General features: G+C 41.1%; 23 protein-coding genes and 1 CRISPR repeat array. Of the genes, 12 read left to right on the top strand and 11 right to left on the bottom strand.

Going from position 1 to position 23,241, the window contains the following annotated elements:
- Window positions 1-13: 13 nt before the first annotated feature.
- From FD725_RS00115 to hemJ, 3 genes are all read right to left on the bottom strand, one after another.
- Window positions 14-877: a DUF6671 family protein gene (locus FD725_RS00115; protein WP_179046253.1), complete on the bottom strand. Its 864-nt coding sequence runs from the start codon at window positions 875-877 to the stop codon at window positions 14-16.
- A gap of 235 nt (window positions 878-1,112) precedes the next feature.
- The gene (locus FD725_RS00110; protein ID WP_179046252.1) at window positions 1,113-1,595 is read right to left on the bottom strand and encodes a hypothetical protein; all 483 of its coding nucleotides are present in this window, start codon (window positions 1,593-1,595) and stop codon (window positions 1,113-1,115) included.
- Between the two features lie 351 nt (window positions 1,596-1,946).
- Window positions 1,947-2,350: direct repeats of the CRISPR family, unit length 35 nt; unit sequence GTTTACGTCCCCGTGAGGGGAAGTTGATGAAAAAG.
- A 384-nt stretch (window positions 2,351-2,734) separates the two neighbouring features.
- Complete coding sequence (hemJ, locus tag FD725_RS00105; RefSeq protein ID WP_179046251.1) at window positions 2,735-3,319, bottom strand: protoporphyrinogen oxidase HemJ; 585 nt, start codon at window positions 3,317-3,319, stop codon at window positions 2,735-2,737.
- 534 nt (window positions 3,320-3,853) lie between these two features.
- Here hemJ and FD725_RS00100 point away from each other — a divergent pair.
- Complete coding sequence (locus FD725_RS00100; protein ID WP_179046250.1) at window positions 3,854-4,831, top strand: carbohydrate kinase; 978 nt, start codon at window positions 3,854-3,856, stop codon at window positions 4,829-4,831.
- A 213-nt stretch (window positions 4,832-5,044) separates the two neighbouring features.
- Here FD725_RS00100 and FD725_RS00095 read toward each other — a convergent pair whose 3' ends face one another.
- Window positions 5,045-6,103, bottom strand: coding sequence for an L-histidine N(alpha)-methyltransferase (locus tag FD725_RS00095; protein ID WP_179046249.1), 1,059 nt, complete (start codon window positions 6,101-6,103; stop codon window positions 5,045-5,047).
- A 702-nt stretch (window positions 6,104-6,805) separates the two neighbouring features.
- Between FD725_RS00095 and FD725_RS00090 the strand changes: the two genes are divergently transcribed.
- The 4 genes from FD725_RS00090 to FD725_RS00075 all read left to right on the top strand — a co-directional run bounded on the left by FD725_RS00090 (window position 6,806) and on the right by FD725_RS00075 (window position 10,307).
- A complete protein-coding gene (locus tag FD725_RS00090) occupies window positions 6,806-8,314 on the top strand; it encodes an AAA family ATPase (RefSeq protein ID WP_179046248.1) in 1,509 nt (502 codons plus the stop codon).
- 188 nt (window positions 8,315-8,502) lie between these two features.
- Window positions 8,503-9,021 (top strand): hypothetical protein, encoded by a 519-nt coding sequence (locus tag FD725_RS00085; protein WP_179046247.1) that lies wholly within the window; start codon window positions 8,503-8,505, stop codon window positions 9,019-9,021.
- Between the two features lie 54 nt (window positions 9,022-9,075).
- Entirely contained in the window at window positions 9,076-9,867 is a 792-nt protein-coding gene (locus FD725_RS00080) for a YdcF family protein (RefSeq protein WP_179046246.1), read from the top strand.
- Between the two features lie 209 nt (window positions 9,868-10,076).
- Window positions 10,077-10,307 carry a hypothetical protein gene (locus FD725_RS00075; protein WP_179046245.1) on the top strand — a complete coding sequence of 77 codons (231 nt, stop codon included), beginning with the start codon at window positions 10,077-10,079 and terminating at the stop codon, window positions 10,305-10,307.
- Here FD725_RS00075 and FD725_RS00070 read toward each other — a convergent pair.
- Window positions 10,304-10,567, bottom strand: coding sequence for a ferredoxin-thioredoxin reductase variable chain (locus FD725_RS00070; protein ID WP_179046244.1), 264 nt, complete (start codon window positions 10,565-10,567; stop codon window positions 10,304-10,306). The two genes, FD725_RS00075 and FD725_RS00070, sit on opposite strands and share 4 nt — an antisense overlap.
- A gap of 839 nt (window positions 10,568-11,406) precedes the next feature.
- Between FD725_RS00070 and FD725_RS00065 the strand changes: the two genes are divergently transcribed.
- Window positions 11,407-13,092: an NAD(P)H-quinone oxidoreductase subunit 4 gene (locus tag FD725_RS00065; RefSeq protein ID WP_179046243.1), complete on the top strand. Its 1,686-nt coding sequence runs from the start codon at window positions 11,407-11,409 to the stop codon at window positions 13,090-13,092.
- Window positions 13,093-13,230: 138 nt separating this feature from the next.
- Here FD725_RS00065 and FD725_RS00060 read toward each other — a convergent pair whose 3' ends face one another.
- On the bottom strand, window positions 13,231-14,637 hold the full coding sequence (locus FD725_RS00060; RefSeq protein WP_179046242.1) for a glycosyltransferase family 2 protein: 1,407 nt from the start codon (window positions 14,635-14,637) through the stop codon (window positions 13,231-13,233).
- 624 nt (window positions 14,638-15,261) lie between these two features.
- Here FD725_RS00060 and ebsA point away from each other — a divergent pair.
- From ebsA to FD725_RS00035, 5 genes are all read left to right on the top strand, one after another.
- Window positions 15,262-15,636 carry a type IV pilus biogenesis protein EbsA gene (gene ebsA, locus FD725_RS00055; protein ID WP_179046241.1) on the top strand — a complete coding sequence of 125 codons (375 nt, stop codon included), beginning with the start codon at window positions 15,262-15,264 and terminating at the stop codon, window positions 15,634-15,636.
- 391 nt (window positions 15,637-16,027) lie between these two features.
- Window positions 16,028-17,125 carry a phosphotransacetylase family protein gene (locus FD725_RS00050; protein WP_179046240.1) on the top strand — a complete coding sequence of 366 codons (1,098 nt, stop codon included), beginning with the start codon at window positions 16,028-16,030 and terminating at the stop codon, window positions 17,123-17,125.
- A gap of 166 nt (window positions 17,126-17,291) precedes the next feature.
- The gene (locus FD725_RS00045; protein ID WP_179046239.1) at window positions 17,292-17,795 is read left to right on the top strand and encodes a DNA recombination-mediator protein A; all 504 of its coding nucleotides are present in this window, start codon (window positions 17,292-17,294) and stop codon (window positions 17,793-17,795) included.
- A gap of 71 nt (window positions 17,796-17,866) precedes the next feature.
- Window positions 17,867-18,262 carry an MAPEG family protein gene (locus FD725_RS00040; RefSeq protein WP_179046238.1) on the top strand — a complete coding sequence of 132 codons (396 nt, stop codon included), beginning with the start codon at window positions 17,867-17,869 and terminating at the stop codon, window positions 18,260-18,262.
- Window positions 18,263-18,271: 9 nt separating this feature from the next.
- Window positions 18,272-18,763: a YajQ family cyclic di-GMP-binding protein gene (locus FD725_RS00035; RefSeq protein WP_179046237.1), complete on the top strand. Its 492-nt coding sequence runs from the start codon at window positions 18,272-18,274 to the stop codon at window positions 18,761-18,763.
- 81 nt (window positions 18,764-18,844) lie between these two features.
- Here FD725_RS00035 and FD725_RS00030 read toward each other — a convergent pair whose 3' ends face one another.
- Both FD725_RS00030 and FD725_RS00025 read right to left on the bottom strand, forming a co-directional pair.
- A complete protein-coding gene (locus FD725_RS00030) occupies window positions 18,845-19,402 on the bottom strand; it encodes a glutathione S-transferase family protein (protein WP_179046236.1) in 558 nt (185 codons plus the stop codon).
- A 12-nt stretch (window positions 19,403-19,414) separates the two neighbouring features.
- Window positions 19,415-19,876 (bottom strand): hypothetical protein, encoded by a 462-nt coding sequence (locus tag FD725_RS00025; RefSeq protein WP_179046235.1) that lies wholly within the window; start codon window positions 19,874-19,876, stop codon window positions 19,415-19,417.
- A gap of 340 nt (window positions 19,877-20,216) precedes the next feature.
- Between FD725_RS00025 and FD725_RS00020 the strand changes: the two genes are divergently transcribed.
- Window positions 20,217-20,960: a tetratricopeptide repeat protein gene (locus FD725_RS00020; RefSeq protein ID WP_179046234.1), complete on the top strand. Its 744-nt coding sequence runs from the start codon at window positions 20,217-20,219 to the stop codon at window positions 20,958-20,960.
- Here the strand turns inward: FD725_RS00020 and hypB are convergent.
- From hypB to hypE, 3 genes are read right to left on the bottom strand one after another with little or no spacing between them, the layout of a single operon-like run.
- A complete protein-coding gene (hypB, locus tag FD725_RS00015; protein ID WP_179046233.1) occupies window positions 20,957-21,787 on the bottom strand; it encodes a hydrogenase nickel incorporation protein HypB in 831 nt (276 codons plus the stop codon). The two genes, FD725_RS00020 and hypB, sit on opposite strands and share 4 nt — an antisense overlap.
- On the bottom strand, window positions 21,778-22,119 hold the full coding sequence (gene hypA / locus FD725_RS00010; protein WP_179046232.1) for a hydrogenase maturation nickel metallochaperone HypA: 342 nt from the start codon (window positions 22,117-22,119) through the stop codon (window positions 21,778-21,780). The genes hypB and hypA overlap by 10 nt, the downstream gene beginning before the upstream one ends.
- A gap of 18 nt (window positions 22,120-22,137) precedes the next feature.
- Window positions 22,138-23,241 (bottom strand): hydrogenase expression/formation protein HypE, encoded by a 1,104-nt coding sequence (gene hypE / locus FD725_RS00005; RefSeq protein ID WP_179046231.1) that lies wholly within the window; start codon window positions 23,239-23,241, stop codon window positions 22,138-22,140.

The raw sequence follows: 23,241 nt of genomic DNA, 5'->3' as shown, positions 1-23,241 counted from the left end.
TAAGTGTTGCTAATTAAGGATTGCAGTACATACATTGAGATGGATCGGCGAATTCTTGACCATAAGGAAATAGTTTTTCTTGTCTAAAATGGCATTTTTGACATTGATAAATTTCTCTGTGAGTGAGGGTGGTTGGCATATGGCAAAGTTCACAGGGTAATCCAGGAATTCTTTCGGTGATGGCAAATCCTGGTGTATGACAATTGGGACAACAACTCCTGATTTTATTGAGTAGATTATGAGTGGCTTTGGCAATATTTTTCATGCGGGTAGGATTATAAATTGCCCGCATATCTGTTTCAATATTCGCTTTACTATTGGATGATTGATTGAGAGCAAGATTAATTGCTGCTTCTAAATCTGTTATTTGAGTAATTCCTTTAATTATTTCTCGAGATTTAGTTGCTGAATTTTCCCACCAGATAACTAAGCCATGTTCAGGAAAACCAATTTTTTGGGCAAAATTTTCTGCCTCGTCTAAGGTTGCTATAATTTGATGATTAAAGTTAGTATCTCCAGAAAATTCTTCACCAATAATTTCAATCTTATTTATTTTATCTAATAAAATAACTATTTCTCGATTAGTATAAATATAAGGAACTAAGGGATGTGGTGCAAAACTACCTTCACTAGCGATCGCTAAACTTTCTCCTGTGAGTTCTAAGGCTTGTTCAGCTTTTAATTTAGCTGTAGCAATTTGTGTGTCTGGGCGTTTGATTTCTCTAGTAAATGTGCCAAAAGCATCAGTATTAAAATTTTCTGGTACTATAACTTTAATGCCTAATGCTGGTTCTAAAATTGGGGCGATCGCTTTTTCTTTGTGGTGCATAGTTGCAAGAATGCACAGGCGATCGCTAAATAATTTTTGATAGTTCATTTTGGGCTAATTCTCTTTTTAAATCGCAGTGTATGAAGGTCGGTTGGCTGACATTTTGCGCCTAGCCTTAGCATTAAAATTGTAGGTTGGGTTGAGGCTTTGGGAAACCCAACACCAATATTCATACTGGGTTTTTAAGATCCATGTTGGGTTGCGATGCACTTAACTCAACCTACTAATTCACAAATTTAGGCTTGCTATGCTACTACACCCAACCTAAATTTACGAGATTTTATTAAGTATTAGCTGATAACAAAGGTATATTCTCAGCTAGAGAATCTTTCATGATCACACCTTGTTCTCTAGCCCAAAATTGGCTTAAAAAGTGAATTTGTCTCAACCCAACTAGTAGATTTAATCCTGGGACAAATATCCACCAAACCACAAGCGGTTCTCTCATTCCTGCTTGCTGATAGAGTTGATTAACAGTTTTGTATAACTTAAATTGAACAATATAAATCCAGATGATACCAAGTAAAGAAAACCAACCAAACCATCCCGGTACATCAGGATCAAATATCCGCAAAGCTTGAGGAATTGCCACACCTAAAATAAAAGGTGCTAAACACAAAGTTCCTGACCAACCAAAACCATAATAACGGCGTAATTCTTCTTGAATAATCCACTTATACCAGCCGTAATACAGCATACCAGTGACTACAGACAAGAAAAGGACTCGCCACAGTGGGCGGGGTTTACCTAGAGGTTTATCTGACATGATTTACGCTTGAGATATCATAGCTATGTTTGTAACATTTCTTAATTTAAAGTATCTCTGGTCATCTTGTCCAAGATATTACGTAAGTTCGACAGACTTCACCTTTGCCATTTTCTTATCTTGGAAGGCTGCTGATAAGACTAATACCAATTTCTTTTAAATGTGAAACAGTAGAGACGTTGCATTGCAACGTCTCTACATAATTCATGTGTATCATTATTAACGTGAAATGGTATAAAATGCTTTGGTTGCCTAAGCGTAACTCAACACCAAGATATACATTGGGTTCCTCAGATCATGTTGGGTTACGCAAAGCCTCCACCCAGCCTCGAAGACTAGCGTTAGTGCAGCGTTTTCATCCCCGTGAGGGGAAGTTGATGAAAAAGTGTTGCAGGCTTCATGGCCAATCAAGACTTGGTGACCAGTTTACGTCCCCGTGAGGGGAAGTTGATGAAAAAGAAGTCTGGCTTGGCTCCTCAGGCAAGGCAGATGATGAAAAGTTTACGTCCCCGTGAGGGGAAGTTGATGAAAAAGCTAATCCCGTTGGCGCTTTAGTTATGGGTGTTGGTGGAGGTTTACGTCCCCGTGAGGGGAAGTTGATGAAAAAGCTTTTGACAACCAAGAACCAGTCAAGCGTAGTATCCCTACCGTTTACGTCCCCGTGAGGGGAAGTTGATGAAAAAGATGTACTCCCCCAAAGAACACCAATTTCTGTTGCCGGTTTACGTCCCCGTGAGGGGAAGTTGATGAAAAAGGCTACCTTTTTCAAAGCCTTACCATAATTGAACTTGAGATAGGTCAATCTGAGGGGGTCATTTTTTTCTCTAAATAATTGATAAAAATTGTCAATAATCCCAAAGACGACAGGCCTCAAAGCCTTACTCAGTAAGCTATCTGAGGGGGTTAACGGAGTAATCAGGGTTTCAGCCATTGTCAGATCCCCTCAGATGCTTATCAATCACTAAGTAGCTTATAAATTTATCTAATTATTGAGAGTTATCTTAGAAACATCTACTTGTGATTTTGATTTATTAATTTTTCATGGTTCAGCAAAGCTGGTATACAGTGTATGAAAACTTACTAAAAAAGTCAAGGTGAAGTAGAAAGTATAAAATTACTCCACCGAAATCTGCTGCTTTTTAGCCTTGTTCTTGCGGGATTTGTGTGATTTGGGCTGTGAGTTTTTCTTTATCTAACCTGCGTTTTTTGGCATAGAGTTGAATTGTCACTGCCATCAAAATAATCATGGCAAAAATCACCCAAGCTGTGATATCCGTAGGTAGATTATTCTTAAATACTGCCAGCATGACGATAACTACCAACATGACTGTCGGTGCTTCATTTAAAGCGCGTAATTGCTGACCACTCCAGCGACATTCATCGGCGGCTAATTTCTTCATTAACCGACCGCAGTAATGATGATAAGCAAGTAACAGGGCAACAAACAGCAATTTGAAGTGTAGCCAACCTTCTTTCAGCACATCTGGTTCTGTACTCAGTAAGCCAATAGCCATTGCTACCGTCACGAACATTCCTGGGGTAGTGATGATGTGGTAGAGGCGTTTCTCCATGATTTGATATTGATTTTTCAATATCGTGCGTGCTGGTTCTGGTTCTTGGTTAGCTTCCACATGATAGATGAATAACCGTACTAGGTAGAACAACCCAGCAAACCAAACCACAATTCCAATGATATGAAATGCTTTAAACCAAGAATAAGCCATGAATTTCAACCTGCCTTGATCAATCTGTTCTCTAAATGATTGCCAGTACTCTTATTATTCAGGTTACGGCAAAACCTCATACGACATTGCAGATTGATAAAGAAGTGTAACTAAGTCAACGTGAGTTCGATAAATCTTTTTTGACCTCTCCCCCAACCCCTCTCCGACGCGGAGAGGGCAGGGTGGTTTCATACGAAAAAAGAAAAATACATACATCTTGATTTGTCGCTTTGTAGCAGAAGTTTTGACCCCTCTCCAAACCTCTCCCCCACGGGGGGAGAGGCTTTGAAACAAAGTTTTGTTTTTTCTCTGTTTGTATGAAACCACCCTGCTCTCCGACGCGGAGAGGGGAGTGAAGAGCATATATAATATATCAACGAAAAATGAGGCTTTAAAAGCCTCTCTCCTTGCAGGGGAGAGGTTTGGAGAGGGGTTTTTCCAATCGTCGAACTCACGTTAAATAAATTCAGATTTCTAATCTCCAGGCAAAAATCTAAAATGAGATGAGCAATCCCAGTGAAAGACTGAAATGAGATGAGCAATCCTCGTGTTTTGTGCCTTGGTGAAGTTCTGTTCGATTGTTTAGCTGATCAATTAGGGCTAAAGTTAGAGGAGGTCAAGTCTTGGACTCCCTATCCTGGTGGTGCGCCAGCGAATGTGGCTTGTAGTTTGGTGAAGTTGGGAACTCCGACTGGATTTATTGGCGCGGTGGGTGAAGATGAAGCAGGAAATGCTCTGGTGAGCTTATTGCAAGAAGTAGGTGTAGACACCAGGGGTGTACAACGTCATCCCACTGCGCCAACAAGACAAGTTTATGTGACAAGAGATTTAGCAGGCGATCGCACTTTTGCCGGGTTTGGTAAATATGACACTGCGGAATTTGCTGATACTCATCTGCAAGCCAAACAAATACCAGAGTCGTTGTTTCAAGATGCAGATTTCTTGATTTTGGGGACGTTGGAATTGGCATACCCGGATAGTGAACAGGCTATTCATCGAGCTTTGAAACTAGCAGAACAGTATGATTTGAAAATTGTCTTAGATATCAACTGGCGACCGGTTTTTTGGCAAGATGAAAATATCGCTCGGCAAAAAATCCTAGAGATATTGAAGCATATTGATTTTCTCAAACTGACTAAAGAGGAAGCACAATGGTTATTTGACACCACAGATCCGGGCGCTATTACTTATCGGCTAGATTCTGTTGAAGGGGTGTTGGTAACTGATGGGGAACATGGTTGTGCTTATTGTTTGGGTGAGAACGAGGGGAGTTTACCTGCTTTTGCGATCGCTGTAGTTGATACCACTGGTGCTGGGGATAGCTTTTTAGCGGGATTTATCCATCAACTAAGCAAATATGGCATCCACGGTTTGAGTGATAAGGACACAGCAAAGCGCATTGTTACCTATGCAAGTGCTGTCGGGGCATTGACTACTATAAAACCAGGAGCGATCGCATCTCAACCCAATGCGGTGGAAGTTGAAGCTTTTCTCACCACAAATCAAATCTAATTTGTGCAGCATGGGGACAAATATCTGCTCTCCATGCTCTAATTTGACAGAATTGACTAAGAGGGTGTTGGAAAAGTTTCAGTAGGTATAAAAATGTCATTCTGACTGGAGCGGAGCGTCAGGAAGAATCTAGGTTTTGTGGCACATACCGAGATGTTTCATTCCGCTACGCTGCATTCAACATGACAAAGAAACAGACTTTTCAAACGTCCTCTAATCAGCTACTTGACAAATTGCCATGATATGTGATGAATACTGATTAGTATTGTAATGCACTAGTTGTAGTCTGGCTTGCGCTAATTCTTCTATCAACTCAGATATTTGATATTTGTGATGTCTCCACAATGTAATTTCTTCTCCTGCGGCAATATCAATACTCTCATTGATATTCATTAAATTAAAATTAATAGTGTAACTGCGACGAAATTTTATATTAGCAACCACACTATCTATATTGGCATCATACTTTCTAATTAGTTCACAATCTGCTGCTTGAATATCCAGCATCTCTTTAACCCATTTATAGATTTGTTCTGCATGATACTTACATCCACCTCTAGGAATTCCATCCCATTTAGCATTCTCACCAAGTTCATTTGTCAGCACCAATAAATCATTCTGACTCATACCGTCTCTAAAGTTTTTGAGAGCAGCAATGCGATTTTGATGATTACCAATTGTCACACCTAAATGTAAGATTATATTAACTGTTTCATCAGTTTGAGAGTTGCCTTGATTATTTAATATCCATTTAGGGATAACGTTATTTTCTATATCAATACTAGAACTGATGAATTCTATATTAGAAAACCATTTGTGAAAGTTTTTTCTAGAGACTTCTAGTAACTTATCACTAATATCCAGTGCAAAATACTTATTAATTTTACCAACTTTATCTAGTTGAGCAATAAATTCTTTAACTGGATATGAGTTACCAGCACCTACATCAATAACATTTACTTTCTGTCCAGCTTGAATGTATTGCTTAATATATTCAAAGTTTTTCTTTAAAAGCTCAATCTCTGTGTTAATATTTCGATACCATTTCAGAGCAATATATTTTAAGTAAAAATCATCCCAAATTTTCCCATCTCTACCTTTATAAGAATATTTTACCGGCATTTCTCTTTTTGTGGCTAAGGAGTTAACTATCTCCAAAATTTCTGCTGGAGAAAAAAGAGCATAAAACTTAGGGATTGGTTTTGCTACACGACTAATGGTAATAGAACTATCTGATTTAAATAGAGATTTACTATCGAATTTTTGAGACATTCTACCTAATAATTTCCCTAACGCACAGCTTTCTTCCCGTTCGCGGTAGCGTCTCCGACAGGAGAAAGGTACAGCATAGCTTCTCTATGAGACGCTACGCGAACGCTTAGAGGATGTTTGAAAAGTATCATGCGTAACATCAAAATCTCAAAAACCTAACCTCTAACCCCTTCCCTACTAGGGAAGGGGAACAAGAAAATAAGGGGTTCAAAGCCTATCGACCTTTCGGGGAGCCAGTGCGTTGCGGAGCCAGTTGCATGGGCGGGTCTCCCGACTTGTGCAAACTGGTATCGGGTTTCCCCCGTTGTAGCAACTGGCGTGAGAGGTTTGGAGAGGGGTTTCTAGTATACTTTTTGACTTTTCAAACAACCTGTTAGAGCGAGTCTTCTCCCAAGGGGAGACGCTAAGAGCGAACAAGCGTCTTGATTCTGACTCTTGTATTCTGACTTCTGAATTTTTCTTCAAGATTACTCAAAATACTGCCTAAAAAGTATTTTCTCATGTCTATGACCATATAAATCAAAACTCCAAGCCATAAGGGGATGAAGTTTAGTAGTGTGTTCAGTGTCAGTAGTCAGTGGCCTTGTGGCAGAAGTTGTGAGTTGCAACTGGTAAAATGATTATGCCCGTAAGGTTGAAAACTAGGCGGTTTTAGGTATTCCCGAATAGCTGATCCTCAACTCAGGTTAATTTAAAATTTATATGACTGAAGTGACTTTTCCAGCTTTAATTGAGCAGATGTTACAGCCGGGATTCTATCCCCATCCTGTACAAGAACCTATCCAACTCATTCAAACTCACGTTTCTTATGTGCTGCTCACGGGGGAGTATGCTTATAAGTTGAAAAAGCCTGTTAATTTTGGCTTCTTAGATTTCTCGACTTTAGAAAAGCGTCAGCATTTTTGTCAAGAAGAATTGCGGTTGAATCAGCGAGGTGCGGCAGAACTTTATCTGGAAGTTTTACCAGTGAGTTTGGCTGGTGAGAAATATATTTTGAGCGGAACGGATGAGGCTGTTGAGTATGTACTCAAAATGCGTCAGTTTCCTCAAGATGGTTTATTTAGCACATTGTTTGCTGAAGGTAAGCTGGGTGAAGCCCAACTAGAGGAGTTAGGACGGATAGTAGCTGAATACCACGCCAAAACCGAGACGAATGATTATATTCGCAGTTTTGGGGAAGTGCCACAAGTCCGGGCTGCTTTTGATGAAAATTACGAACAGACAGAAAAATACATCGGTGGCCCCCAGACGCAGCAGCAATTTGCTGAAACTAAAGCATATACAGAGAAATTTTTTGCTGAACAAGTAGAATTATTTCAACAGAGAATTCAAGACAACTACATCCGGGAGTGTCACGGAGACTTACACCTACGCAATATTTGTCTGTGGCAAGATAAAATCTGGCTGTTCGATTGTATTGAGTTTAACGAGCCGTTCCGGTTTGTAGATGTAATGTTTGATGTTGCTTATGCTGTGATGGATTTGGCAGCACAGCAACGCCCAGATTTAAGTAACGCCTATTTAAATACTTATGTAGAACAGACTGGTGACTGGGAAGGCTTACAGATATTACCTATATATTTAATTCGCCAATCTTATGTCCGGGCTAAGGTAACTTCGTTTTTGTTAGATGATCCTAGTGTGCCAACGACAGTTAAGGAAGAAGCGACTAAAACAGCCTCCATATATTACACACTAGCTTGGGAATACACTAAACCCAAACAGGGCAAACTGATTTTAATGTCGGGTTTGTCTGGTTCTGGGAAGAGTACCACAGCAAAACATTTGGCGCGTCAACTAAATGCGATTCATGTACGTTCAGATGCAGTTCGTAAACACTTGGGGGGAATTCCTTTGTGGGAACGTGGCAATGATGATTTGTATACATCTGAGATGACCGAGAAAACCTATGCACGGTTATTGAACTTGGGGATTATACTAGCTAATCAAGGTTATACGGTCATTTTAGATGCTAAATATGATAAACAACATTTGCGACAAGAGGCGATCGCTCAAGCTGAAAAACACCAACTCCCTCTCCAGATAATTTACTGTACAGCACCCCTAGAAGTTATACAGCAACGTCTGATTAACCGTACTGGTGATATTGCCGATGCGACAGTTGATTTATTAGCTTCCCAACTCCAGCAAACAGAACCCTTTACCGATGCAGAGAAATCCTATGTACAAATTTGGGATACAAATTCGTAATTCGTAATACTCGCCTTCATGCGAGAAGCAAGCTACGTAATTCGTAATTTCATACCATTTCACGTTAATCATGATACACATGAATTATGTAGAGACGTTGCATTGCAACGTCTCTACTGTTTCACATTTAAAGGAAATTGGTATCACTCCTAAACCCGTACACCCTCACACCCCTTCTTCAGTAACTTATGGCTAACAATAACAATCTCTTCAATTTCTCCCCTGCATTCCTTTCCCAACTAGCATTTGGGTCATTTTTAGCATTTATTTTAATCTCAACGGGGTCGCCTGTTCCGTTGAGTATCTTTTTAGGAATTATCACTGGCTTTACGATAGGTTGGTTTACAAATTCCAGTAAAAGTAGTCCCCAACAGCCAACGGTGGCTTCTTCTGATGGTATTGATGCTGGGTTGAAATACTGGTTATTTTTCTTGCTGGGTTTTGCGCTGTTGGGATATCCTGCACCCATGAGTATCTTGTTGGGAGGTATCGGCGCTTTAGGTGGGGGTTGGACTATTGCTTGGTGGAGAAGTAAAGAAGAAACCAGAACTCAATTACCTGTAGAAGTTGTAGAAGAGGTGGAAGGGGAAGAGTCTAGTGACAGAATTACTAAACGACAAACAAGAAGAACTGTGCGCCGTTATCGCCGCAGTCCGGGAAGTTTTAGGTTTCCGTTTTCGAGGAATAATGATGGGGATAGGGGATAGGGAATGGGGAAGAAGTAATATTAATGACTGTTAGGCTATGGCTGATGATGAAGTATGTTTTTATATTTGTCTAAGTTACTGCCACTATTCTTTTATCCTTTGGGATTGGCTTGTATCTTTTTAGTGGTTGCATTAGTGACGTTGCGAAAAAGACCGCGTGTTGCTACTTTGGCGATCGCTGCTTCACTAATCTTATTATTATTTTGTAGTAACGCTTGGGTTGCTAAATATTTTGTGCGATCGCTAGAATGGCAAAATATTCCTTTATCTGAATTACCTAATGCGGAAGCGATTGTAGTATTGGGTGGGGCAACTAAATCAGCCTTTCCACCAAGGCCTACGGTTGATTTAAGTGAACAGGGCGATCGCGTTATCTATGCTGCTCAATTATATCGACAAAAAAAGGCTCCGTTAATTATTCTCAGTGGTGGACGCATCGATTGGCGTGGTAGTGGTGCATCAGAATCAGCAGATATGGCGAATATCTTAACGTCGATTGGTATCCCCGCCGAGGCGTTGATTCAAGAACCAGATTCACTCAACACATATCAAAATGCCGTAAATGTCAAGAAAATTTTGCAATCTCGTGGTATTAGTAAAGTTTTATTGGTAACATCAGCAATGCACACACCGCGATCGCTCAAAATTTTTCAACGTCAAGGTATCGATGTTATTGCTGCACCAACTGACTTTTTGGTAAGTAAAGGCGAACTCAATGAACTCAGCAGCAGTCCCAAAGCCGCTATCTTAAATCTACTACCAGACACCAACAACCTACATCAATTTACTAACGCCTTAAAAGAATATGTTGGCAGCTTAGTTTATTGGTTACGCGGTTGGACATGATTAGTAATTCGTAATACCCTACGGGAAGGCTTGCGCCTACGTAATTTGTAATGACGCTAGTTCGCTCTTAGCCTCTTCCCTGACCCCTTATCCCCTTGTCCCATTTTGAATTTTGCGGAAAGTTGCGTGCGGGGGTTTCCCCCGTTGAGCAAACTTTCCAAGACGAATTTTGAATTTTGAATTGACTTGTTCCCAATCCCAATATTGTTATGTCAGAAAAATTAACTTATATTTTGCCTTGTCCCCAACCGCAAGTTGAGGAAAGCTTTGCGGTTTATCAGACAAGTCATCAGTTTTATTATGAAGTGCAGAAACGCTCGGAGTTTCAGCGTCATTGTGAATGGTATGACGTTACTGCCGAGGAAAACCGTCAACAACTCCAGAGAATGCGCGGCGAACTGAATATTATGCAGTGGTTCCGCCGCCCTTCAAAGATTTAGATAATTTCTAATTCATTTTCGCGTAGGTGAGCTTTAAATTTTTTACTAAACTGGACTAAATAAGGCAGGTTAGCACTAACCGGTCTACCTTGCCATTGGGTAACAATCTCCGTAATTTCGCCTTCTGAGCCTTTGAGGTCAAAAGCTTGACCGCGATGTTCAGGGTGATGATACACTACTACCGATTCTTTAATCCGGACGCGATCGCCTACTTTCATAGCAACATTAACACCTTTTTCCACAAGTATCTCCACGGCCATCCCTCACTGAACTAACTTGCTTTTTTGACAAATTGTATTTTTGACAACAGCAACTCCCTTAGCGCTAATAATATTGATAGGTGTCCTGTTTCACCTCTGTATCTGCTAGCCAAAAATAGACGCAAGCAGACTTTGAGCGCAATTAGTCGGCGACATCAGAAGTTCTGATGAGACTAATCTATATTGACAAGTTGGTGGAAAAACTAGGTTTTCCCAAATCCTTGACGACAATGACGCAAGAACTCTAAGCAGTGGTTTTCGCCGAACATTAGCTCTTTAGCGGGAGAGTCCATACTGCTTGTGTTGCTCTTATGCGATCGTCCACTCTCACAGATGTTTTAGCAGTACCTTTGCGAGTCTGGATATGCTCAACGGGTGAATAAATACCCGCTTTGCTTTTGCTGTGCGCTTTAATGACAGAATTAATTCTACAACAATATAGATTAGGACTTACGCACTCAACCAAGAAACCCTTCTGAGGGTGGTCAATAGTCAATAGTCAATGGTCAATGATCAAAATCAAGTTTTTTGGACTGCTGTAACGCAGCACCAGAAGGTTTTGGTGCGTTACCCTGCGGGATAACCACCCGGACGAACTATATTTAATATTTATTATTTAATGCTTGATCCCTTGTGCCTTATTACCAATATCCTGCCCGAATCCTTGATTTTGCGTTACCCATGCTTAAGTTCTATTGATAATTTACTGGGATAATTATTGATTTTTTACTATTCAATAGATGGCATCTATAGAAACCTGCGGTAAATATTTATAAGGAAATGTTTACAAAGTTTAATACAATATATTTATTCACCAATAAGTATTTTTGCTCAACATCATGATAGCGGATGGATTTCCTTGGCTGACCGCGATTATATTGCTACCACTCGTTGCTTCTTTGTTTATTCCCGTGCTGCCTGATAAAGATGGCAAGCTGGTACGATGGTATGCCCTCGGTGTAGGAATCGCGGATTTTGTTTTGATGTGCTACACCTTTTGGCAGCATTACGATACCGGTAGTGCGAGTTTTCAACTTGTGGAGAAATATGATTGGGTTCCCCAGTTAGGTTTTAGCTGGGCGGTTTCAGTCGATGGAATATCTATGCCACTTGTGTTGCTGGCTGGGTTTGTGACGACGCTTTCTATGTTTGCAGCATGGCAAGTTAATCTGAAGCCTCGTCTGTTCTATTTCTTAATGCTGTTGCTATATTCAGCCCAAATCGGGGTGTTCGTTGCTCAAGATTTGTTGCTATTCTTCATCATGTGGGAACTAGAGCTAGTTCCTGTCTACTTGCTTGTCTCAATTTGGGGTGGACAGAAACGTCGTTACGCTGCCACAAAATTCTTACTTTACACAGCAGCCGCTTCCATATTCATTCTTGTCGCTGGGCTAGCAATGGCTCTCTATGGTGACAATACAACCTTTGATATAGTCGAACTGGGCGCGAAGAATTACCCCCTAGCGTTAGAACTGTTACTTTACGCTGGTTTATTAATTGCCTTTGGCGTGAAGCTGGCGATCTTTCCCTTACACACCTGGCTACCTGACGCTCATGGTGAAGCATCTGCACCAGTATCCATGATTTTGGCTGGTGTGTTGTTAAAAATGGGCGGATACGGGTTGATTCGCTTAAATTTAGAACTGCTTTCTGATGCTCACATTTACTTTGCTCCAGTTTTAGCGACTCTGGGAGTCATCAACATTATCTACGGTGCTTTAAACTCCTTCGGGCAAACTCACATGAAGCGCCGCCTCGCTTACTCTTCCGTGTCTCACATGGGGTTTGTGTTGTTAGGTATTGCTTCCTTCACTGATGTGGGTGTGAGTGGTGCAATGCTGCAAATGCTATCTCATGGTTTGATTGCGGCGGTATTGTTCTTCCTGGCTGGAGTGACTTACGATCGCACTCATACAATGGCTATGGATAACTTGGGCGGTATCGGTCAAGTTATGCCTAAAGTATTTGCCCTATTTACCGCAGGTGCAATGGCTTCTCTAGCGCTTCCGGGGATGAGTGGCTTTGTCAGCGAACTCCAAGTCTTTGTTGGTGTCACCAGCAGTGATATTTACAGTTCCACATTCTGTACTGTGATGGTGTTCTTAGCCGCAGTGGGCGTGATCCTCACACCGATTTACCTGCTCTCGATGTTGAGAAAGGTCTTTTACGGTACTGGTTCAGACCTCAGTTGCAACATCAACAATGCCGCTTATGAGAATCAAGAAGACGAAGGAACCGCTTGTTTTGGTACAGACTGTCTACTACCTGGTGAATCAGTATACAGAGATGCTGCCCCCCGCGAAGTATTTATTGCTGCTTGCTTTTTGGTGTTGATTATTGGCATTGGTGTTTATCCTAAGATAGCTACGCAAATGTACGATGTAAAAACAGTTGCAGTTAACACCCAAGTTCGTCAATCTTATACCCAAATCGCTCAAGCAAATCCCCAAATCTATGCCAAGGGATTTTTTACCCCAAACATTTCTGAACCAGAAGTAATGGCTGTTTCAGGAATCATCAAGTAACTCTTTAACCGGATTAATAATTAAGCGATCGCTTTCATCAGGCGATCGCTTTTTTTTGACCAAAATCTGCTAAAAAAATGCCAAATTCAAAAATAGGATTTGAATTTGGCATTTTGGCTTGTAAATTTCCGCTAGGGGTTATTCTCCACTGCCTGTATGAACAGTTTTTACCCATTTCAAGCGTTTAGGCCTAACCGACATCCGGGCTGTGGTACTGCTCATCACTACTAGCCAGTGCAGCATATACAAAGAGCCGCGTAGTGTTTGCAGTAATAGTACTAGGGGGGTATGAACATAAAATTTCTGTTCTTGGCGGATGCGTCGCAAGCCAGCAAACATCCCCACAACAGACATTGTTACCGACAAACCAGTCACAGGGCCTAACATGGGTGGGCGATGGCGCAGGATAGCCATTAACAAATCGGGAATTGCGGCTGTCGGCAGGATATACATTGTCAGCAGAAACATCAGCATATCCCAAGTTTTTCGCGTACCCATGCGATTTTTGAGAATCAGATCCCAGTAATCTAAGTAGCGCTGATAACCACCTTCTGCCCAACGATTGCGTTGATGCCACAGGGCGATCGCATTTGTTACCCCTTCTTCCAGCACGGCAGGATAGAATAAGCATTCAATATCCCATTTGTCAAGATGTAGGCGGAAAGTCAGATCCAAATCATCAGTGATGGTTTCTTCATTCCAACCGCCGCAGCTATCTAGAGCTTGGCGACGGACAAATTGACCATTACCCCGCAGTTCACCAATGCCGCCCAAGGCAGTACGCTGTTGCTGGAACCAAGTATCCAGAGCCATTTCGGACATTTGCCCCTTTGTCCAGAAGTTGTGCTTGGCGTTGGCGATCGCTTTTCGCACCTGCACCGCCCCCACCTTATCTCGCTGAAACAAAGGTACTACCTGAACTAGCATATCTGATGCCACTTGGGCATCAGCATCAAACACGGCTATAATTTCACCCTTAGTTAATGGCAAAACTTGATTTAATGCTCCCGATTTACCACCAGTAGCTTGAGCAGAACGCCTGAGTACTTTGAGCTTGTCGTATTCTTTGGCTAATTCTACTAATACATCATGGGTTTTATCGGTACTATTGTCGTCAATTATCCAAACTTCGTATTGCCCGTTGGGATATTCCAGATTACAAAGGCTCTTGGCTAACTTACCAATGACTGCTTCCTCATTTTTCGCGGCTACCAAGATAGATACAAAGGGTAAACTGCCCTGAATCTCTTTTGGATAATGGCGGGGTCTAGCAAAAATTACGACTAAAGCATGAATTCCTAAAATGGTAGTCAGCCCTAGTATAAAGATAGAGGCCCAGGAAGCTAGATGTAGAGCGATCGTGCCACTCCAGACTATGGTTAAAACCAGAGCAGCTTTACGTCTACGTCCTTGAAACCGGGATATGAGAGACAAATCCCGTGTTTCTACCACTGATTCCTCAGTTGCCGATAGGTCAGACAACAAGGAGTTGAGTGGATCAAGCTCTTTGTAGGAATCGTTGTCGGGCCAGGAATTCGCTGGCATAAGTTATTTGATTCAAAAACCGTATTTATCTACACCTCAAAAGAAGCTGGGAATCAGATAACGCTAAACTATGGCAGCTATATTCGCCAATTTTGAGCCATTTGAGCAATCAAATGAGAAACTACTCCTCATGAATCATTACAAAATGAGTCATCCCTAAACAGAACTTCAGATTGGAAGTAGTGGTAGCAAAGTTGCCACAGTTCATTGTTGGTAGAAACTGCAATACCAGTATTCACCACCTTACGGTGAGGATTCTAGTTGTTATTGCGCCCAGCTTCAAGAAAAGCTAATGCAGCATTATTTTAACTGAAATTTTAATATTTCTTAGCAGTAACTTGTGTTATTGCTATCATTCTGAAGAAATTAGGGGATAGGGGATAGGGGATAGGGGATAGGGGATAGGGGATAGGTGACAGGTGACAGGGGATAGGGAAGGGGATAAGGGGATAAGGAGAAAATACTTGTATAGGTTCTTTCTCCCATTACCCATTACCCATTACCCATTACCCAGTCCCCATTACCCATTACCCAGTCCCCTTGTAAATAACTCAAATTTTTTGGGAATACTATCGAAAGTTACTAATATCCCTAGTTGTCAATTAACTTGAGGAATATTCAAAAATGTCTATTGAGCAACTACAACCTGCTACTCCACAACAAGCTAGCGTCTACTTGCCTTACGTTCAAGGCACTAAACGCAATTTTTTACCTCTGGCTATCAGTCTCTACCAGAAAGGTATTCTCGAAGGACAACGTAAAATAGAGGCTGGTGATAATGTTCCCTTTGTTGCCTCTTGGAATGTTGCTACTCTACCTTCAGACTTAACCCGTTGCCGAATGCAGTTTGATGGCAATGCTGATTTTAGTTATGAGGTGATGATGGCAAGTTTTGAATTTATTAGTTTTTTGATTGAATTAATGGAAAATCATAAACGTTATAAATTAACTGATTTTTCTCAGTCATTTTACCGCAAGCTCTTGCGTATAGATGAATAAAAGTTGGTTGTGCATATGAGGGTAAAGAGGTGTAATTGGTTATTGGTAGTTTTCAATTGGTAATTGAGCGACAATTCTTACCTATGAATGATTGCCGATTACTGATTACCCATTACCTGTTCTGGAAAATTTGTTATGTTTGATAAATTGTTTAGGTAATTAAACATTCAATAACTATTTTTATATAAATAAAGGAAAAGTCTCTGATATTTAGTAAATATTTATGATTTTACTAGTAAAAATATTTATTTTTTCAAGTAGTTACATTACATCAAAAAAGTACATTGAGAAAAATTACCTTGAGAGAATCCCCAAAGTTTTTCCCGGAACCAACTAAAATTAGTAAACACCTGGCTGGGTTTTACTTACTTTTGAAATTAGGAGTGCATTTGTGCCAAAATCTGCTAAACATTTGCTGATTGGCTCAACTGAGACTTATAGCGGTAAGTCGGCAACGGTTTTGGGTTTATCTCATCAGCTACAGCAACAAGGATTAGATATTGCTTATGGCAAACCATTAGGCAATAGTTTGAGTACCTCTGATGGCACTGTGGTTGAGGAAGATGTTGAGTTTATTACTCATAGTCTCAACTTATCAGCAAACCGCATTGCCCCTACAATGCTGGCTTTAGATGAAGCTAGAGTCCAAAAACGCCTGCTTGGTGAAGACAAAACTGATTATCGTCAATCTTTGGTACAGCAATATTTACAGGTTCCTCGTGGGGATTTGGTGTTGCTGGAAGGCCCTGGTGATTTGGCTGAAGGACATTTGTTTGATTTGTCTTTGCTACAGGTGGCAGAAGTTTTAGATGCTGCTGTATTGTTGGTAAGTCGTTATAAATCTCTGTTGTCGGTTGAGTCTTTGTTGTCGGCTCAAGAGCGTTTGGGCGATCGCTTAATTGGTGTTGTGATCAACGATATCCCATCTGCACACACAGAGACAGTTAACAATTTCTTGCGCCCATATTTGGAACAGCGCGGTATTGCTGTTCTGGCTATGCTGCCGAAAAATGATTTGTTGCAAAGTGTCAGTGTTGGCGAACTGGTGAAGCAGTTAAATGCTGAGGTGCTGTGTCGGAGCGATCGCTTGGATTTGATGGTTGAGAGTCTAGCTATTGGGGCGATGAATGTCAATGCGGCTGTGAAATATTTCCGCAAACGCCGGAATATGGCAGTGGTGACAGGAGGCGATCGGGTGGAGATTCAGCAAGCAGCTTTAGAAACTTCTACTCAATGTCTCATCCTGACTGGACAATTACCACCACCGCAGTTTATTCTCAGCCGGGCTGAAGAATTAGAGATCCCGATTCTCTCTGTTGATTTGGATACTTTGACGACTGTGGAAATTGTTGATCGGACTTTTGGACAAGTACGTGTTCACGAGCCAATTAAGGTTGAGTGTATTCGTCAGTTAATGAGGGAGCATTTTGATGGCGATCGCTTGCTCTCTAAGCTTGGTTTGACTCCAGCAAAGGCCATAACTACCTAGCAAAGCATAAATTCTTCCCCTATTGCCTATTGCCTATTTGCCTATTGCCTATTCCCCTATTCCCTCCTCTCTCAAAAAATTTATCTGGTATGTGACCTAAGTTCGCTTCGTACTTACACGCTGTTTGGTAGAATAGCTGGGTTGTTTAATCTGATTACCTCCGTCTTTGAGCCAGTCAATAGACCTCATCAACCTCGATACGTTAGCGCAAGAACTGGCGACAATCCAGCAAACAGGTTCTAAACGAATCGCTTTGCTCGGTTCTCGTCACGTGCCAATTACGCATCAGAATCTGATTGAAATGATGACTTACGCTCTGGTTTTGTCAGGGAATCGAGTCATTACTTCTGGTGCTACGGGTACTAATTCAGCTGCCATTAAGGGAGCGATGCGGGCTGATCCCAATTTGTTGACGGTAATTTTACCGCAAAGTTTGGAACGTCAGCCACATGAATCGCGCCAGCAACTAGAGCAAGTCATGCACCTAGTCGAAAATCCTAGTAATGATAACTTGTCTCTCGCTGAAGCTAGTTATTTGTGCAATAAGGAAATTATTTCCCGATGCCAGCAGCTCATCTGCTTTGCATTTCATGATAGCCGTACTCTGCTCCAAACCTGTGGAGACGCGGAAGAACAGAGAAAGGTGGTAACACTTTTCTACTTCGATTAGTCGGCAGTCAATAGTCAAAAATCTCGACTATGGACTGTTGACTAATGACTACTGACTAATGACTAGAAAACATGATTATTTTTTTATATGCAATTGCCGCAGCTGCGGTGCTGATTTATGTGCCATTTTTAGTGGTGGCTTATGCGCGTGTGCGTGTGGGATATGATATTTATGCTCCACGGGCTATGTTTGAGAAATTGCCGCCTTATGGGCAAAGAGCGACTTGGGCGCATCAAAATTCCTTTGAGGCGTTTATGATTTTTGCCGCAGCTGCACTTATGGCTTATGTCACTGGGGTGAATTCTCAAATAGCAGTGTGGGCAACGATCGCCTTTATAGTAGTGCGTCTGCTATACTCGGTCTTCTATATTTTGAATATACCGTTTTTGCGATCGCTCATGTACGCGATCGGCACTCTTAGCTCTACGACTCTCGTTGTTCTGAGCATCATGCAAGCTAGTAACTAGATATTATTTATGGCTTCTACTTATTCCTTTGATATTGTCAGCGACTTTGATCGACAAGAATTAGTTAACGCCGTCGATCAAGTCGTGCGAGAACTGAAAAGTCGTTACGATCTCAAAGACACTCAAACTACTGTTGAGTTGAGTGAGGAAAAAATTACTGTTGGAACTGATAGTGAGTTTACCTTAGATTCCGTTCACAACATTCTCCGCGAAAAAGCTGCCAAGCGTAATCTCTCTCAAAAAATCTTTGATTTTGGCAAAGTAGAATCAGCTAGTGGTAATCGTGTCCGTCAAGAAATTACTCTGAAAAAAGGCATTAATCAAGATATTGCCAAGCAAATATCTAAATTGATTCGGGATGAATTTAAAAAAGTTCAAGCCGCCATTCAAGGTGATGCTGTGCGAGTCACGGCTAAATCAAAGGATGATTTGCAAGTTGTCATCCAACGCCTCAAGCAAGAAGATTATCCCGTGGCTTTGCAATTCACCAATTATCGTTAGTTGCCGGAAATTCTTGTAGAGACGTTGCACTGCAACGTCTCTACTGCATCGTCTCTACAATCATTTTTGGAGGTATCCTGATCAAGATCGTCCGGCGATCGCTTTTTGATATGCTGGACGTTCGTTAATTTGCTGGATGTAGTTGACGACTGCGGGATAATTACTCAAGTCCAGCTTTAACATGATGGGAATGTAAGCCAATATTGAGCCTACCGCGACATCAGCAACGCTAAATTCATTGCCGAGTACAAAAGGTTGCTGCTGAAACATTTCATTGAGTGGAGTTAACAGCCGGGGTAGTTCCCGTTCTCGACTTGCTTCTACAAAAATACCAGGGCCAAGGGTGGCATTGGCAAATAATATCCACTGGGAGAGTATGCCACGTTCTGCTGGTGAAAGTGGAGATTTGCCATACTTATCGGTCAGATACAGCAAAATGGCTCCTGATTCCCAAAGCTGGAAATCTCCATCAACAATTGCCGGCACTTTACCAAAGGGGTTAATTTGCAAGTATTCTGGTTGACGGTGTTCGCCTGCTTGCATATCTAGCAAGACAAATTCGTAGGGAACTCCTAGTTCTTCCAAATACCATCTAGGGATTGTAGCGCGACTACGAGCGCCTCCATACAGTTTCAGCATGATTGATTATATTTAAAGCACTTTATGAGTGTGAGAATGTTGTTTGACGTTATCGTCTTTGGTAACGACTCTACTAGCGTTCAACACCCGCTTCCGTTCAAGGGAGTATTGAAAATCTGTGTAGGTTGTACCCAGAGGAATGAGAGCTTGAGAACTTTCACGACGCTTGTAAGTACGAGCAGATGACAACACCCGTAAGACAAATTCATCGCCAAACTGGGCTGAGTCGGGGAAACCTGCTGGTAAGATTGGCTCATCACCGTTGACTACTGCGCCTATATTGGTGGCATAAGCCAATTTATAGGAGGTGGGAATACCTTTGAAAATTGCTTCTAAGGCTGCTGAAGGAATCGGTTCAATCACATCTATCTGATGCACTTCGCCATCTTCTTTAATAAAGCACGTAGCTAAACCAACGACGACGTAATCATCAGCACTTAAGTCGGCAGTGTTTTGTTGGGAAATTGTTGTCATAAGGGTTGGGGATTGGGGATTGGGGATTGGGAACAAGGGGACAAGGGGACAAGGGGACAAGGAGAAAATACTTATATAGGTTCTTTCCCCTCATCCCCCCATCTCCTCATCTCCCCTACTTCCTTGTGGCATTTTACCAATTTGTTTCTCTGACTACTGGAATCGTCTTAGAGATTAATAATTTTTTGTTTCAGGAATTTACCTCAAGAGTCACGTATGTATTAGTAGATTGGAGCGTAAATTTTCTGTATCAGGTTTGCTGGGATGGAAATAAATCTTTAACAAACTACAGCAAAAACTCTAATTTGATTTTGAGATGAAGCAGCTAGGGTAGGAACAGATGAACAGTCAATCATTTTTAGCTTTTGGTGACCAGCAAAACAACAGTTACCAATTTGTAGCCAAAACTACATTTAATCCTCAAGCACATACAGCTAATCATGATAGAGATTCAGCTTTAGATGATAGTTACCTGCGTTCTAGAGCTTTGAGGTTAGCACAACAGGGCAATTATCCGGAAGCGATCGCTTTACTGAACCAATTGATTAACCGTGATCCACATAATGCGGTTGATTACAATAACCGGGGACTAATTTATTTCCAAAGTGGACAGGCACAACAAGCACTACAAGATTACAATACAGCTTTGGAATTAAATCCTTGTTTGCCCAGTGCTTACAACAATCGTGCTAATTATTATGCCGCGCGTGGAGAACTATCAACAGCACTAGCAGATTATGATCGGGCGATCGATTTAAATCCTCGTCATGTGCGAGCATGGATTAATCGCGGGATCACTTTGCGCGATTTGGGCAAATATGAGCAAGCAATTGACAATTTTGATATTACACTACTGTTTGGTCAGTTAGAAGCTCATATCTGGGCTGGACGTGGCAGAACTTACCATCTTTGGGGTGATTGGAATTGTGCGATCGCTGACTATCGTCGTGCTTTAGCTCAACTACCTGTTTTGAGTAGCACTAAGGATGTTGCAGGCGATCGTTTGCGCTTACAAATAGAAAGTTGGTTAGATGAATTGATGTCTCAAACTTCTACTTGGGATATGCTGGACGAATTTTTTTAAAGGTTATTTTTTTCAGTTAACCACTTATACCAATTATCTAAACCAGTACCTGTAGTTGCTGACACTTGAAAAATTTGTATATGAGGATTTACCTGTTGAGCATATGCAATACAACGATCTACATCAAACTGGAGATAAGGCAATAAATCAATTTTTGTGAGAATCATAATCTCAGTATTACGAAACATATGAGGGTATTTAATTGGCTTATCTTCACCCTCTGTAACTGAGAGAATTACTACCTTTGCCTGTTCTCCTAAATCAAATAAAGCTGGACAAACTAAATTTCCTACATTCTCAATCATCACCACTGAATTTAATGGCGGGTTGAGTTGTTGTAAACCTTTTTCTATCATTGACGCATCTAAATGACAGCCTGTACCCGTGTTGATTTGGACAACTGCACAGCCTGTTTCTCGAATTTTTTGTGCATCATTCATTGTTTCTTGATCGCCTTCAATAACACTAATAGATAGTTGTTGTTTTAGGTCATTAATAGTGCGAGTTAATAGAGTTGTTTTCCCTGCCCCAGGAGAACTCATTAAGTTTACAGCGAGAATATTTCTACCTTTAAACCATCCCCGATTTTGGGCTGCCAAAAGATTATTTTTAGCTAAAATATCTTGTTCTAGAGATATAGTTGTATTGTGAATTTTTGCATGAATTTGGGACACGTCCTGGTGATGAGCGTGACCATGAGCATGAGTGATGACAGTACCATCAGGTAAAGTGTGGGTATGATGATTGTGGTTTTGTGCCATATCACCTGTTTCTAGATTAGTAATTATGGTTTGAGCATCATCAGAACAACCGCAGGTTACACACATATTTCCTCAATTTCTATCTCTTTAATTTTTAGTTCTTCCCCGGTAATTAAATCTAGATGCACGCTACCACAATCACAAATACCAAATGGTTTGTCTAAAGCAATTTTTGCCCCACATTGACGACATTGCGCTAAACCAGGAATGGCAATAATTTCTAATGTGGCTCCTGCCAAAACTGTACCTTGGGTACAAATATCAAAACAAAATTGCACTGCATCAGGCATAATTGCCGATAGTTGTCCAATTTCTACGACAATTCGGTTGACTTTTGCGCCTTTGGCATATTCATTGACAATGGCTACAATATTTTGCGTAATTCCTAGTTCGTGCATCAACAAATCCACCTATTATCAACAGATTCGTGGCAATTGATCGCCCACCAACATATCAACAATCCGTTCTGTACCAAAAGTAGTTTTTAGTAAAACTATCCCAGGTGGTGTAGCAATAACCTCACCAATCATACACGCATCTTTACCTGCTGGGTGAGATTGCATTACGGATAAAACTGTATCTACCTGTTCATTCTTCACCACTACTACTAATTTGCCTTCATTGGCTAAATATAGGGGATCTAAGCCTAAAATTTCACAAATTCCCTTGACTTCCTCTCGCACAGGAATAGATTCTTCATAGAGGCGTATCCCTACATCAGAACTAGTGGCAAATTCATTTAAAACTGTAGCTAAACCACCTCTTGTGGCATCCCGCATAGCATGAACTTCAGGGCATACTTGCAGGATATTTGCTACTAACTCATGTAACGGTTGACAGTCACTTTCTATATTAGTTTCTAGGGCTAATTCTCCACGAGCAATTAAAATCGCTGCCCCATGATTACCTAATTCGCCATTAATAATTATGGCATCTCCTGGTTGTATATTATGAGCAGAAATATTGATGCCTGCGGGAATAACACCTACACCAGCCGTGTTAATAAACAGTTTATCCGCAGCACCACGATGAACGACTTTTGTGTCACCAGTCACAATTTGCACACCTGCTTTTTGTGCAGCAATTTTCATACTGGTAGCTACACGGCGGAGGGTTTCTATTGGTAATCCTTCTTCTAAAATGACACTACAAGTAAGATATAAAGGTTTAGCACCACTCACAGCTAAATCATTTACAGTTCCATTGACAGCTAATTCACCTATATCACTACCAGGAAAAAATAGAGGATCTACTACATAGGAATCTGTGGTAAATGCTAGTCTATCTCCTTGTTGAATGAGAGTCGATAAATTGAAGCTGGCTTGGTCTTCTAATTGTGCCAAAATAGGATTATCAAAGTTACTCACAAAAATATCATCGATTAAATCGCGCATGGCTTTACCACCACTACCATGTGCCAGAGTGATATGAGCATCTCGCACTTTACCTTGGCGACGGCGGACTTGGGGAATTTTTGTCAATAAGGAATTTTTAGGAGTATTTAAAGGGAAAATAGCCAT

The organism is Nostoc sp. TCL26-01 (assembly GCF_013393945.1).
Taxonomy (GTDB): domain Bacteria; phylum Cyanobacteriota; class Cyanobacteriia; order Cyanobacteriales; family Nostocaceae; genus Trichormus.
Note: the sequence above shows the minus strand (reverse complement) of the source record. Positions and strands in the feature narration are given on the sequence as shown.